This window comes from Zafaria cholistanensis, assembly GCF_008580665.1.
GTDB classification, from domain to species: Bacteria; Actinomycetota; Actinomycetes; order Actinomycetales; family Micrococcaceae; genus Zafaria; species Zafaria cholistanensis.
The window spans coordinates 434,535-447,904 of sequence record NZ_BKDJ01000001.1; the positions used below are offsets into that span (position 1 = coordinate 434,535).

Below are 13,370 nucleotides of genomic sequence, written 5' to 3' on the forward strand. Positions count from 1 at the left end.
AGATGACGGCAAAAATCTCCACCGGAGCGTCGGCCGTGCTGGCATGGCTGGACGGCACCGTCAGGCTCCTGGGCAACCACAGCGACCGGCTGGACGCCATCAACATCTTCCCGGTAGCCGACGGCGACACCGGCAGCAACCTCTACCTCACCGCGCGCACCGCGCACGACGCCGTCTCCATGCTCGACGTCGAGGACCTGGGCGAACTGTTGGGGCTGGCCGGGCGCGCCGGCATGGAGTCCGCGCGCGGGAACTCGGGCACCCTGCTGGCAGTGGTGTTCGCCGGCTTCGCCGAACCCCTGCTGGGACACCGGCGCCTGACCGGCCCGCTCATCGCCGCCGGGCTGGACCGGGCCCGCGTGCGGTCCTGGTCCGCACTGAGCGAACCGGTCCCGGGCACCATGCTCTCCGTCATCGCCGCAGCCGCCGACGCGGCCGCCGACACGGTGATGCATTCCACGACCGAGCCCACCAGCCGCGCCGCCGCCGTGGAGGTCCTCGAGGCGGTATGCGCCGCCGCGCTCCAGGCAGTGGTGGCCACGGAGGCCCAACTGGGCCCGCTGGCCACGGCCCACGTGGTCGATGCCGGCGCCGTGGGGCTGCTGCTGGTCCTGGACGCGCTGCGCGCGGCGGTGACGGGGGAAGCCTTCGACGAGGACCGCTACGCCCCCCTGCACGGCTACGGCATCCAGGACCCCCACCTGGCCGCGAGCGCGCTGCCCGAGGCCGGCGTCGAGGTCATGTGCACGATTGCGCTCTCGCCCCTCCAGGCCGCCACGCTGCGCGCCGAGCTGGACGCGGTGGGGGAGTCGGTCATCATGACCCCCGTGAACGAGACCGGGGACGGCTACCGCTGGCGCGTGCACGTGCACGTGCCGCGCGAGGAGGACGCCCTCGAGGCGATCGGCCGGGCAGGCGAACCGGTCAACGTGTCCGTCACCGACCTGTGCACCCATGAAGGCTGAGGACGCCGACCGCACCGCCTTCGGGCCCGGCACCCCGCTGGGCGCGGTCATCGGCCGGGACGCGTACGCCAAGCTGCGCAAGGGGTTCGGCTACGAACTGGTCGGCGACCTGCTGGACCACTTCCCCAACCGCTACCTGGAGGTCGGCGAGCTCACCGCGATCGCCACGCTGCCGCTGGGGGAGGACGTCACGATCGTTGCCGAGGTGGACACCATCACCCAGCGCCGCATGCACACCCGGCGCGGGATGCTGGTGGAGGTCGTGGTCAAGGACGCCTTCGGCCCGGAGCAGGCGCACCTGCGCATGACGTTCTTCAACGGGTACCAGGCCCTCAAGGACCTGCACGCCGGGACCGTGGCGATGTTCAGCGGCCGGGTGACCCGCTACCGGGAGCACCTGGAGCTGACCCACCCGCAGTACGCCGTGCTCGAATCCGCCGCCGACGCCGAGCCGCGGCCCATTCCCGTCTACCCCTCCACCGGCAAGCTTGCCAACGACGCCATCCGCAAGTCCGTCCTGCTGGCCCTCTCCGGCGTCGACGAGGCCGGCTGGCCGGACCCGGTGCCCCCCGAGCTGCTGCGCCGCCGGCGCCTGCTGGGCCGGGCCGCGGCCTACCGGGCCATCCACCATCCGCACCAGCTGCGCGACGCCCACCGGGCGTTGCGCCGCTTCCGCTATGACGAGGCCCTGCTGCTGCAGCTGGCCATCGCCCAGCGCCGGGCCCACCGGCGCGGACAGCCGGCGGTGCCGCGCCCGGCCGCCTCAGGGGGATTGCTGGAGCGCTTCGACGCCGCCCTGCCGTTCCGCCTCACCCCGGGCCAGCGCGCCACCGGGGAGGAGATCGCCGCCGACCTGGCCGGCACCCACCCGATGAACCGGCTGCTCCAGGGCGACGTCGGCTCCGGAAAGACGCTGGTGGCGCTGCGCGCCATGCTCCAGGTGATCGACGCCGGCGGGCAGGCCGCCCTGCTGGCCCCCACCGAGGTCCTCGCCGCCCAGCACCACCAGTCCATCACCCGCGCGCTGGGCCCGCTGGCCGCCGCCGGGATGCTCGGCGGCGACGAGGGCGGGACCCGGGTGGACCTGCTCACCGGGTCGATGAGCGCAGCCCGGCGCAGGGAGGTGCTGCTGCGCGTGGCCTCGGGGGAGACCGGGATCGTGGTGGGCACGCACGCGCTGCTCTCCGAGCACCTCCAGTTCGCGGAGCTGGGGCTGGTGGTGGTGGACGAACAGCACCGCTTCGGCGTCGAACAGCGCGACGCCCTGCGCGCGAAGGCGGGCGCCACCCCCCACATGCTGGTGATGACGGCCACCCCCATTCCGCGCACCGTGGCCATGACCGTCTTCGGGGACCTGGAGGTCAGCATCCTCGAGGGACTCCCGGCCGGCCGCGCCCCGATCAACACGCATGTGGTCCCGCTGGCCAAGCCCAAGTACCGCACGCGGCTGTTCGAGCTGATGCGGGAGGAAGTCGCCCGGGGCCACCAGGTCTACGTGGTGGTTCCGCGGATCACCGAGGCGTCCGGGGAGGACGACGGCGGCTCCGCCGCCGGGGCGGCTTCCGCGGCGGGCACGGGCGGGGCCGAGGCCGCCGGATCCGGCGCGGCCGCGGCGAAGGTCCCGCGCGACACCGTCGAGGCGATGATGGCCCGGCTGCGCGCGATGCCGCTGATGGAGGGCGTGCGCGTGGGGGAACTGCACGGGCGCCTGGCCACGGAGGACAAGGCCCGCACCATGGCCGACTTTGAGGCCGGACGGATCGACATCCTCGTCTCCACCACCGTGATCGAGGTCGGCGTGGACGTGCACAATGCCACGCTGATGGCCGTGGTTGATGCCGACGCGTTCGGCATCTCCCAGCTGCACCAGTTGCGCGGCCGGGTGGGCCGCGGCGGGCTGCACGGCACCTGCCTGCTGGCCACCTGGCTGGAGGAGGGGCACCCGTCCCGGGCGCGCCTGGACGCCGTCGCCGCCACGCGCGACGGTTTCGCGCTGGCCGAGGAGGACCTGAAGCAGCGCCGCGAGGGCGACATCCTGGGCTCCAGCCAGTCGGGCCGCAAATCCACGCTCAAGGTGCTGCGCGTGATCCAGGACGCGGACCTGATCGCGGCCGCCCGCGAGGACGCCGAGGCGATCGTGGACGGGCCGGGCGGGCTGGAAGCGCATCCGGCGCTGGCCCGCGCCGTACGCGACTGGGTCGATGAAGACATGCAGGCCTTCCTGGAAAGGGGATAGCAACATATGGGACGCATCATCGCGGGGGCGGCCGGGGGACTGGCCCTGGCCTCAGTGCCCGGGGACGCCACCCGGCCCACCACCGACCGGGTCAAGGAGGCGCTGTTCTCCCGGCTGGAAAGCTACGGCGTGCTTTCCGGAGCCCGCGTGCTGGACCTGTTCGCCGGTTCCGGCGCGCTGGGAGTGGAGGCCGCCAGCCGCGGAGCCCGCGCCGTGGTGCTGGTGGAACAGGCACCCAAGGCGGTCGCCGTGTGCCAGGCCAACGCAGGGACCGTGAACCGCGCCCTGGGGCGGACGGCCGTCTCGGTGCGCCGGGGCGGGGTCGACGGGTTCCTTGAGGCGGAGGCCGAGGCCGGCCGCGGCTGGGACATCGCCTTCCTGGACCCGCCCTACCCGCTGAGCGAGGACGGCCTGGCCGCCACTCTGGGCCGCCTGGCCCCGCTGCTGGAGCCGGAGGCGGTGGTGGTGGTGGAGCGCTCCAGGCGCTCGCCCGAACCACGCTGGCCCGCGGGCCTGCGCCGCTTCGCGGAGCGCAAGTACGGGGAGACCACCCTCTGGTTCGCCGAACCGGACACCCCCGAAGACCAGTCCCAGGACCAGCCCCAGGACCAGCCTGGGACCGCCGGGTCCTGAGTCCCAAGTCCCGGGTCGCGGGCTGCTAGGTCCGGCGGAAGGGGTCCAGGTCGGGGCCGGACAGCACCGCTCCCGGGTGCGGGCCGGCCGCCCGCAGGGCCTCCAGCCGTGCGGCATCCCAGCGCTCCGCGGCTCCCATGAGGATCAGGTTGCCGGGGTAGCGGCAGCTGAGCATCTCCGCCGGCGCTGCCAGGGTCACGAATCCGAACACCTCCTCCATGGCGGCCAGTTGGGACCTGGCGAAACGCAGCGGGGGGTCATCGCCCACGTTGATCAGCGCCACGCCCCCGGGGGCGAGCCGTGCGGCCACCGCCGCATAGAAGTCCGGGCCGGTCAGCCGCGCCGGGGCATCGGCGCCGGAGAACACATCCAGCACCACCGCGTCGAAGCGCTCGCCGGGAAGCCCCGACTCCACCACGGCGCGGGCGTCGTCCACCACCAGGCGCACCTCCGCCCCCGCGGGCAGCGGCAGCGCCTCCAGCACGAACGCCATCAGCTCCCGTTCCAGGTCGACGGCCACCTGGGGGCTCCCCGGGCGGGTGGCCGCCACGTAGCGGGCCAGCGTCAGGGCGCCGGCCCCCAAATGCAGCACCCGCAGCGGGGCTCCCGGGGCGCCCAGCAGATCCAGGTGGTTGGCCATCCGGCGCAGGTACTCGTAGAAGATCTCCTGCGGCGCGGCAAGGTTCACGTGGGACTGCTCCCGCCCGCCGATGGAGAGCACCCAGGCCCCGGGAACCCAGGCGTCCGGTTCCAGTACCGCGTGCTCGCCGATCCCCGAGAGCCAGCGCCGGCGCGCCGGGCTCACGGGTTCCCTCCGGGGCGCAGTTCCGGCAGGGCCGCCAGCCGGGCGGACGCCTCGCGCAGGACGTCCTCGCGCTTGCAGAACGCGAAGCGCAGCAGCGACCGCGTGCGCCCGGCCCCTTCGGGGTGGCAGAAGACGGAGACGGGGATGCCGGCCACACCGACGGCGGCAGGCATGGCGCGGGCCAGCGCCGCGGCGTCGGCGAAGCCCAGGGGGGAGGTGTCGGCGACGGCGAAATACGTGCCGGAGGGGCGGAACACCTCCAGGCCGGCGGCCTCCAGCCCGGCACAGAGCAGGTCCCGCTTGGCCTCCAGTGCCGCCGCGAAGCCCGCGTAGAACCCGTCCGGCAGCGCCAGGGCGGCGGCAACCGCCGGCTGGAACGCCGGGCCGGAGCTGTAGCTGAGGAACTGCTTGACGGTGCGCAGCGCGGTGACCAGCGGTGCGGGGCCCGACGCCCAGCCGACCTTCCAGCCGGTATAGGAGAACGTCTTCCCGGCCGAGGAGATGGTCAGGGTGCGCTCCCACGCGCCATCGAGTGTGGCGACCGGCAGGTGGCGGACCCCGAACGTGAGGTGCTCGTACACCTCGTCGGAGACGACCGTGCAATCGTGCCGGTGCGCCAGCCGGACAATCTCCTCCAGCACCTCGCGGCCGAACACCGCACCGGTGGGATTGTGCGGATTGTTCAGCAGGATCAGCCGGGTGCGGTCGGTCACGGCGGCCCGCAGCTCGGCCAGGTCCGGCTGGAAGTCCGGGGCGCGCAGCGGCACGGTGCGGTGAATCCCTCCGGCCAGCGCCACCATGGCCCCATAGGAGTCGTAGAACGGCTCGAAGGTGAGCACCTCGTCGCCGGGTTCGACGAAAGCCAGCACCGCGGCGGCAATGGCCTCGGTGGCTCCCGTGGTGACGACGACGCCGGTGTCCGGGTCGGGGGCGAGCGCATAGAACCGGCGCTGGTGCTCCGCGACGGCGCGGCGCAGTTCAGACAGGCCGCTGCCGGGCGCGTACTGGTTGCGGCCCGCGGCGATCCCCTCGCGGGCGAGCGCGGCCATCATGGCCGGACCGTCCTCGTCGGGGAAGCCCTGTCCGAGGTTGATCGCTCCGGTGCGGGCGGCCAGGGCGGTGATTTCCTCGAAGATGGTGGCGGCCGGCGAGCCGTCGGGACCGAGCAGGTTGGCGCCGGCGGCGGCCCGGAGCCAGGGCCCGCCGGGGGCGGCTCCGCTCCGGGGGGATGCGGGCATTGGGGAGCTGTGGGACATGGGCCCATTATCCCTAGTCGCACCGGCAGCAACGGATCCGGCGTGCCGGGGCGCCCATCCGCTGTGCCGGGGCGGCACCTTGGTAGATTGCTGGGTATGCGCCGAGCCGTCTGCCCCGGGTCCTTTGACCCCATCCACAAGGGCCACCTGGAGATCATCGCCCGTGCCACCAACCTCTTCGACGAGGTGGTGGTGGCGGTGTCCACCAACTACGCCAAGAAATACATGTTCAGCGAGGCGGACCGCCTGGACATGGTCCGGGAGTCCGTGTCGGGACTCGCCGGGATCCGTGTCCAGGCCATGGGCGAGGGGCTGCTGGCCGGGTTCTGCCGCGAGGTGGGGGCGGAGGCGATCGTCAAGGGGCTGCGCTCCAGCCTCGACTACCAGTACGAGGTCCCGATGGCGGCGATGAACCGGCACCTGACCGGGGTGGAAACAGTTTTCCTGACGGCGGACTCGCGGTACACGCACCTGTCCTCCACCCTGGTCAAGGAGGTCCAGTCGCTCGGCGGCGACGTGTCCGACTTCCTGCCTAAGGCGGCCCTGCGCCGCCTCGGCACGGCCCGGTAGGTCCGGGCTTCCCGCCGGGCCGGACACCGGGTCGAGTAAAGTTGGCCCCATGAGCCATCCGAACCCCGTCACCAAGGCGGTCATCCCAGCGGCGGGCCTGGGGACCCGTTTCCTTCCGGCCACCAAGGCCATGCCGAAGGAAATGCTGCCCGTCGTCGACCAGCCCGCCATCCAATACGTTGTGGCGGAGGCTGCGCGGGCCGGCCTGAACGACGTGCTGATGGTCACGGGGCGTTCCAAGCGCGCCCTGGAGGACCACTTTGACCGCGTGCCCAGCCTGGAGGCGACCCTCCAGGGCAAGGGCGACGAGGAGAAGCTGCGCCGCATCCAGGAGGCCACCGCGCTCGGAGACATCCATTACATCCGCCAGGGCGACCCGCTGGGCCTGGGGCACGCCGTGCTGTGCGCGCGCCACCACGTGGGCCGCGAACCGTTCGCGGTCCTGCTGGGCGATGACCTCATCGACGAACGGGACGACCTGCTCGGCCCGATGATCGCGGTCCAGCAGCAAACCGGCGGGTCCGTGATTGCCCTCATGGAGGTGGACCCGGAGCAGATCGGCGCCTACGGCTGCGCCGACGTGGAGACGGTCGAGGGCCAGAACTACGTCAGGGTCAGGGGCCTCGTGGAGAAGCCGGCCCCCGGGGAGGCTCCCTCCAACTACGCGGTGATCGGGCGCTATGTGCTGCACCCGGCCGTCTTCGACGTCCTGGAGCACACGACTCCCGGACGGGGTGGCGAAATCCAGCTCACCGACGCCCTCCAGGAGCTGGCGGCCTCCGACGGGGAAGGCGGCGGCGTGTACGCGGTCGTGTTCCGCGGCCGCCGCTACGACACCGGCGACAAGCTCAGCTACATCCAGGCCGTGGTGCAGCTGGCCTCCGAGCGCGAGGACCTGGGGCCCAAGCTGGTGCCCTGGCTGAAGGATTTCGTCGCCGGCCTCTAGCCGCGCGGCCGGGCCCCGTCACAGGGCCCGCTCAGACATTGCCCCTACGCTGGCGTAAGCGGGACCCGGAACCGACAGGTCCGGGTCCTGACCAATGCCGCCCGCGGGGGCCCTAGAAACTGGAGTACTTGGTTGACACGTGGTAGGAGCCCGGTGGGCACATATGTCCCGCGCCGCATGGCGCGGAGGCGGCGCCGTCCCCTGCGCATCGTCCTGTTCAGCGCGCTGGGGATCGTGCTGGTAGCCGGCCTGGTCGCCGGCACGTACCTGACCACCCTGGCCAACCTGTTCAACGGCAAGACGCAGCAGATCGCACAGGCCTTCCCCGCAGAGCAGACACGCCCGGTGAAGGACCCCGCCGACGGGTCCCTGAACATCCTGCTGCTCGGCGCCGACTCCGCCAAGCCCGCCGAGGAATCCCCGCAGGGGCAGGCGGCCGGTGCCACCACGCAGCGGGCGGACACCATGATGCTGCTCCACATCCCCGAGGACCGCTCCGGGCTCTACGTGATGTCCATCATGCGCGACACCTGGACCGACGTCCCCGGATACGGCGAGCACAAGATCAACTCCGCCATGACTTTGGGCGGCCCCCCTCTGGTGGTGCAGACCCTGGAGGCGCTGTTCGGCACCAAGATCGACCATGTGGCAATGATCGACTTCGAGGGCTTCCGCGACCTGACCACCGCCCTGGGCGGCGTCCGGGTGAAGAACGACTTCCCCTTCACGGCCCACGACACCGACTACTTCTACCCCGTGGGCAAGCTCACCCTCGAAGGGGACCGCGCCCTGCGCTTCGTGCGCGAGCGCAAGTCCTTCATCGACGGCGACTACCAGCGGGTGCGCAACCAGCAGAAGTTCATGAAGGCCCTCATGGCCAAGATCCTCACCGCCGAGACGCTGTCCAACCCGGCCACCGTCTACCAGGTCATCGACAAGGTCTCCCCCTACCTGTCCTTCGACGAGTCGTTCGACGCCGCCACGGCCGCCGGGCTGGGGCTGCAGCTGAAGGGCCTGCGCACCTCCGACGTCGAACTGTTCACGCTGCCCACCAGCGGCGTGGGCACCTCCAGCGACGGGCAGTCGATCGTGCTCAGGGACGAGGCCGCCATCGCCGGGATCGGGGCCGCGCTCCGGGCGGACACGATGGACGACTGGTTGGAGGCGCAGGAGGAGTTGACCGCGTCCTCCAGCCGGTAGGCGGGCGTCCGCGGCTGCGGATCGCCTAGAATTGAAGGGCTCCTGCCGCCGGCAGCCGGCCCCCGCACGCGAATGATGAGGTTTTCCAAGGCATGACTGCAGCCGACTTCGCCGCCCGCAACCACCTGAAACGGGTGGGAGCCAGGCCGGCGTTGCCTTCCTACCTGAAGCAGGCGTGGGCGCGGCGGGACTTCGTGTTCGAGCTGGCCAAGAGCCGCATCCAGGCCAGCAACAACAGCAACCGGCTGGGCATGCTGTGGGTGGTGATCAAGCCCACCCTGAACGCGCTCATGTACGGGGCCATCTTCGGGATCCTGCAGGGCGCCAACAAGCCGGAGGACTTCCCGGTCTTCGTGGTCATCGGCGTGTTCCTCTTCGAGTTCTTCTCCACCTCGATGACCCAGGGCGCCAAGTCGATCACGGGCAACGCGGCGCTGGTGCAGTCGCTGTCCTTCCCGCGCATTTCGCTGCCCGTCTCCACCGTGGTGCAGAACCTGCTGCAGCTGGCGCCGATGCTCGGGGTCATGTTCGTCTACTGCCTGGTGCTGGGCACGGCGCCGCAGTGGTCCTGGCTGCTGGTGCTGCCGCTGGTGGCGCTCTTCACCCTCTTCAACACCGGGGTGGCGCTGATCTGCGCCCGCCTCACGGTGCACCTGCGCGACATCACGCAGATCCTGCCGCTGGTCACCCGGGTCCTCTTCTACACCTCCGGCGTGCTGTTCAGTGTGGAGAAGATCTTCACCGCCTACCCTGCGCTGGTGGCCGTCTACGACTTCCATCCGCTCTACCAGGTGCTCAGCATCGCCCGCGGCTGCATTATGGAGGGGCATTCCTTCCCGGCCGCCTACTGGCTCTTCTTCTCGATCTGGTCCGTCGTGCTTTTCGTGGCCGGCGTTGTTTTCTTCTGGGTAGCTGAGGAGCGCTATGGCCGAGGTAACTAATTTCGACGACATGCTCCGCCGCGAGCCCGGCCGCGGCGGGGACGGCCCCGCCCCGCGGCACATGTCCGGCCAGGCGCCGGGTGCGGGCGGGGACGCCCCGGACCGCCCGGCCGATTCGGCCCCGGCCGGTTCCGCCCCGGCCCAGTCCGGGCCCTCCGCCCGCCGCCCCGTCGTCGTGGTCGATGACCTGCACGTGAAGTACAAGGTCTACTCCAGCGGCAAGGCCGCCGGAGCCGCGGCGAACCGCAAGCTCTTCACCCGGACCCGCGGCCTGCGGGAGGTGCACGCGGTGAGGGGCGTCTCCTTCACCGCCTACGAGAACGAGTCCATCGGGATCATCGGGTCCAACGGCTCGGGCAAGTCGACCCTGATGCGCACCATCGTGGGCCTGACCCCGCCGGCCTCCGGGGCGGTCTACGCCTCCTCCCGGCCCAACCTGCTGGGTGTCGGGGCGGCGCTGATCCCGGACCTGTCCGGGGACAAGAACATCACCCTCGGCGGCCTGGCCCTCGGCTACACCCGCAAGGAAGTCGAGGCGCTGCGCGAGGAGATCGTGAGCTTCGCCGAACTGGAGGACTTCATCGACCTGCCGATGAAGACGTATTCCTCCGGCATGTCCGCGCGGCTGAAGTTCGCCATCGCGGCGTCCAAGCAGCACGAGATCCTCATCGTCGACGAAGCCCTGGCGGTGGGAGACGCACGCTTCCGCCAGCGCAGCGAGGCGAGGATCCGCGAGATCCGCGAGAACGCCGGCACCGTGTTCCTGGTCTCCCACTCGATGAAGTCCATCCTGGACACCTGCAACCGGGTGATCTGGATCAACAAGGGCGTGCTGGAAATGGACGGGGACCCCGCCACCGTCGTACGCGCCTACAAGGAATCGAAGAAGTGACCCCGCAGACCACCGCGGAAGCGCAGCAGCCCGGCGTTTCCTACATCATGCCCGTGCTCAACGAGGCCGGCTACATCCGCGAGGCCGTGGCAAGCATCCTGGCCCAGGACTACGGCGGCGACAAGGAGATCGTGCTGGCGCTCGGGCCCAGCACGGACAGCACCAACGCCATCGTCGAGCAGCTCCATGCCGAGGACCCGCGCGTGCGCTTCGTGCACAACCCGCGCGGGCGCACCCCGATCGCCCTGAACCTGGCCATCAAGGCCTCCCGCTACCCGGTGGTCATCCGGGTGGACGCGCACTCCACGCTGGCCCCCGGCTACACCCGGCGCGGCGTCGAGACGCTGTTCCGCACCGGTGCCTCCGACGTGGGCGGGCTGATGGACGCGCGGGGCCGGACCCCGCTGCAGCGCGCCGTTGCTGCGGCCTACCATTCCCCGGCGGGGCTGGGCGGGGCCGCCTACCACTCCGGCGCCCCCGAGGGCCCGGCCGAGTCCGCCTACCTGGGCATCTTCCGCCGCGAGGTCTTCGAGGAGGTCGGCTATTACGACGAATCGCTCTGGCGCGCCCAGGACTGGGAGCTGTGCCTGCGCATCCGCAACGCCGGCCGCACCGTCTGGTTCGATCCGGAGCTGAGCACCGTCTACTACCCGCGCGAGCGCCTGCGTGACCTGGGCCGCCAGTCCTACGCCTCCGGCGTCTGGCGCGGCGAGATCGCCCGCCGCCACCGCGAGGGCAAGTCGCGCCGCCACGACCTGCCCCCGGCAATGGTCGCCGGGGTCGCCGCCGGCGTCCTGTCCTGGTTCGTGCGCCCGGCTGCCCCCTCCAGGGGCGCGGCGGCGGCCCTGGCCCTGCTGCGCCTGGCGCCGGCGGCCTACCTCGGCGGCGTTGCCGCCGCCGCGGCCACGGCCAAGTCCACGCTGAGTCCGCGCGAGCGCCTGCTGATGCTCGCGGTACTGCCCACTATCCACTTCCCGTGGGCCGTCGGGTTCGTGCGCGGGCGCACCGCCGGCGCCGGATCCACACTGGACAAGGGCCGGGTGCGGGCATGACCGGCACGGGTACCGGAGCAGCCGGGGTGCGCATGGGCCGCGACGGCAGGCCGCGCCCCGCCCGCCCCACGCTGGAGCAGCTGCGGGCCGTCTGCCAGCCCCCGGAGGTGCGCGCGCGCCGCAATGCCGAGCACTGGACGGCCGAACTGTACCTGCGCCACATCTCCATCTACCTGACCGCGGTGCTGCTGCGCACCCGCATCACCGCCAACGGCGTGACCGGGCTGATGATCCTCTCCGGCTGGGCGATGTCCGCGGCCCTGCTGGTCCCCGGCATCTGGGGGCCGCTGCTGGCCGTGGCGCTCTCCCAGCTGCAGCTGTACTTCGACTGCAGCGACGGCGAGGTGGCGCGCTGGCGCGAATCGCAGAGCCCCAAGGGCATCTTCATCGACATGGTCGGCCATCACACCACCGAGGCGCTGCTCCCGATCGCGCTCGGCTGCCGGGTGGCGCTGGAGCTGGCCGGGGGCGCGCCCTTCGGCACGGACTCCTGGGCGATCCTGTTCACGGGCGCCGCCGTGGCGGTCCTGCTGGTGCTCAACCGATCCCAGTCCCTGATGGTGCACGCGGCCCGCGGCATGGCCGGACTGGGCAAGCTGCCGGATACCGCCGCCGCACGCGCCGTTCCCGCCACTACCCTGGTGGGCAGGCTGCGCCGGCTGGCCCGCTTCCTGCCGTTCCACCGGCTGCTGCACGCCGTCGAGCTGAGCCTGCTGATCCTGGCCGCCTCGATCGCCTCGGCGCTGCTGGGGACCCCGGGCCTGGGAGAACAGTGGATGCTGTGGATCCTGCTGCCGGCATGCGTGTTCGTGAACCTGGGACATTTCCTGTCCAACATGGCCTCCACCCGGCTGGTCGCATGAGCGCCGGAACGGCGGCCCGGCCCAGCTTCGGCGTCGTCATCCTCACCATGGGCAACCGGCCGGCCGAGCTGCAGCGGGCGTTCGACTCGCTCCTGGCCCAGCGCGGCGTGGACCTGGACGTTGCGGTGGTCGGGAACGGCTGGAAGCCCACCGGGTTGCCGGAGGGCTTCAAGGCCGTGTACCTGCCGGAGAACCTGGGCATCCCCGCCGGGCGCAACGCCGGGGTCCCGCACGTGCACGGGCAGTACCTGTTCTTCCTGGACGACGACTCCTGGCTGCTGGATGAGGGCTTCCTGCTGGAGGCCGCGCGCCGCTTCGAGCGCCACCCGGACATGGGCCTGCTGCAGCCGCGCATCGAGGACCCCGAGCGCGCGGACTCCCCGCGGCGCTGGATCCCGCGGCTGAACAAGCGCACCGCCGCCGTCCCCAGCAACGTCTTCCACGTGGGGGAGACGTGCCTGGTCATGCCGCGGCACATCTTCGCCCAAACCGGCGGATGGGCGGGCGGCTTCTGGTACGCCCACGAGGGCATCGAACTGGCCTGGCGCGTGTGGGACACCGGACACCGCGTCTGGTACGCCGGGGACATGCGCGTGGGCCACCCGGTGGTGGACCCGCGCCGGCACGAGGAGTTCTTCCGGCTCAACGCCCGCAACCGGGTCTGGCTGGCCCGGCGCAATTTGCACTGGCCTTTCAGCTGGGCCTACGTGTGCAGCTGGGCACTGGTCGAGGGGATCCGCCTGCGCAAGGACCGGCGCGGGCTGCGCCAGTACGCCGCAGGCTGGCGCTCGGGCTGGCGGACCAGCCCCTGGTACGCGCACCCGCGGCCCAAGCTGAAGTGGCGCACCCACCTGCGCATGGCCCTCGCGGGCCGCCCGCCCGTCATCTGAGCTCCCGGCCCTGCCTGCGCCGGGACCGCTGGGCCCAGCCCCTGCCTCGTTGGGCGGACCGCAGCCGGGGGAGGGGGGGCTATGGGATAAAGTGGGGCCGAATCTTAACGCTTCGCCGACA

At 71.7% G+C, this 13,370-nt stretch carries 13 protein-coding genes; 11 read left to right on the forward strand and 2 right to left on the reverse strand.

Annotation, left to right across the window (positions count from 1 at the left end; all coding sequences use genetic code 11):
- Positions 1–2 precede the first annotated feature (2 nt).
- Genes NCCP_RS02020 through rsmD form a run of 3 tightly spaced genes read left to right on the forward strand, consistent with a single transcriptional unit; the run spans position 3 to position 3,834 of the window.
- Positions 3–965 (forward strand): DAK2 domain-containing protein, encoded by a 963-nt coding sequence (locus NCCP_RS02020; RefSeq protein WP_149955399.1) that lies wholly within the window; start codon positions 3–5, stop codon positions 963–965.
- Positions 955–3,201 carry an ATP-dependent DNA helicase RecG gene (locus tag NCCP_RS02025; RefSeq protein ID WP_149955400.1) on the forward strand — a complete coding sequence of 749 codons (2,247 nt, stop codon included), beginning with the start codon at positions 955–957 and terminating at the stop codon, positions 3,199–3,201. The genes NCCP_RS02020 and NCCP_RS02025 overlap by 11 nt, the downstream gene beginning before the upstream one ends.
- A 6-nt stretch (positions 3,202–3,207) precedes the next feature.
- Positions 3,208–3,834 carry a 16S rRNA (guanine(966)-N(2))-methyltransferase RsmD gene (gene rsmD / locus NCCP_RS02030; protein WP_149955401.1) on the forward strand — a complete coding sequence of 209 codons (627 nt, stop codon included), beginning with the start codon at positions 3,208–3,210 and terminating at the stop codon, positions 3,832–3,834.
- A 25-nt stretch (positions 3,835–3,859) separates the two neighbouring features.
- Here the strand turns inward: rsmD and NCCP_RS02035 are convergent, their stop codons facing one another.
- Together NCCP_RS02035 and NCCP_RS02040 are read right to left on the reverse strand one after the other, a co-directional pair.
- Positions 3,860–4,639, reverse strand: coding sequence for a spermidine synthase (locus tag NCCP_RS02035; RefSeq protein WP_149955402.1), 780 nt, complete (start codon positions 4,637–4,639; stop codon positions 3,860–3,862).
- Positions 4,636–5,895: an aminotransferase class I/II-fold pyridoxal phosphate-dependent enzyme gene (locus NCCP_RS02040; protein WP_149955403.1), complete on the reverse strand. Its 1,260-nt coding sequence runs from the start codon at positions 5,893–5,895 to the stop codon at positions 4,636–4,638. Before NCCP_RS02040 ends, NCCP_RS02035 begins: the two co-directional genes overlap by 4 nt.
- A gap of 96 nt (positions 5,896–5,991) precedes the next feature.
- On the opposite strand from NCCP_RS02040, the gene coaD reads away from it, so the two are divergent.
- The 8 genes from coaD (at position 5,992) to NCCP_RS02080 (ending at position 13,249) form a co-directional block, all read left to right on the forward strand.
- A complete protein-coding gene (gene coaD / locus NCCP_RS02045; RefSeq protein WP_149955404.1) occupies positions 5,992–6,465 on the forward strand; it encodes a pantetheine-phosphate adenylyltransferase in 474 nt (157 codons plus the stop codon).
- A 49-nt stretch (positions 6,466–6,514) separates the two neighbouring features.
- Positions 6,515–7,411, forward strand: a complete 897-nt coding sequence (gene galU, locus NCCP_RS02050) for a UTP--glucose-1-phosphate uridylyltransferase GalU (RefSeq protein ID WP_149955405.1) — start codon at positions 6,515–6,517, stop codon at positions 7,409–7,411.
- Positions 7,412–7,564: 153 nt separating this feature from the next.
- Positions 7,565–8,611 carry an LCP family protein gene (locus NCCP_RS02055; protein WP_225873620.1) on the forward strand — a complete coding sequence of 349 codons (1,047 nt, stop codon included), beginning with the start codon at positions 7,565–7,567 and terminating at the stop codon, positions 8,609–8,611.
- A gap of 92 nt (positions 8,612–8,703) precedes the next feature.
- Complete coding sequence (locus NCCP_RS02060) at positions 8,704–9,552, forward strand: ABC transporter permease (protein ID WP_149955406.1); 849 nt, start codon at positions 8,704–8,706, stop codon at positions 9,550–9,552.
- Positions 9,536–10,444, forward strand: a complete 909-nt coding sequence (locus NCCP_RS02065; RefSeq protein ID WP_225873621.1) for an ABC transporter ATP-binding protein — start codon at positions 9,536–9,538, stop codon at positions 10,442–10,444. The genes NCCP_RS02060 and NCCP_RS02065 overlap by 17 nt, the downstream gene beginning before the upstream one ends.
- Positions 10,441–11,496, forward strand: a complete 1,056-nt coding sequence (locus NCCP_RS02070; protein ID WP_225873622.1) for a glycosyltransferase family 2 protein — start codon at positions 10,441–10,443, stop codon at positions 11,494–11,496. The genes NCCP_RS02065 and NCCP_RS02070 overlap by 4 nt, the downstream gene beginning before the upstream one ends.
- Complete coding sequence (locus NCCP_RS02075; protein WP_414727688.1) at positions 11,493–12,359, forward strand: CDP-alcohol phosphatidyltransferase family protein; 867 nt, start codon at positions 11,493–11,495, stop codon at positions 12,357–12,359. The genes NCCP_RS02070 and NCCP_RS02075 overlap by 4 nt, the downstream gene beginning before the upstream one ends.
- Complete coding sequence (locus NCCP_RS02080) at positions 12,356–13,249, forward strand: glycosyltransferase family 2 protein (protein WP_149955407.1); 894 nt, start codon at positions 12,356–12,358, stop codon at positions 13,247–13,249. Before NCCP_RS02075 ends, NCCP_RS02080 begins: the two co-directional genes overlap by 4 nt.
- Positions 13,250–13,370 lie beyond the last annotated feature (121 nt).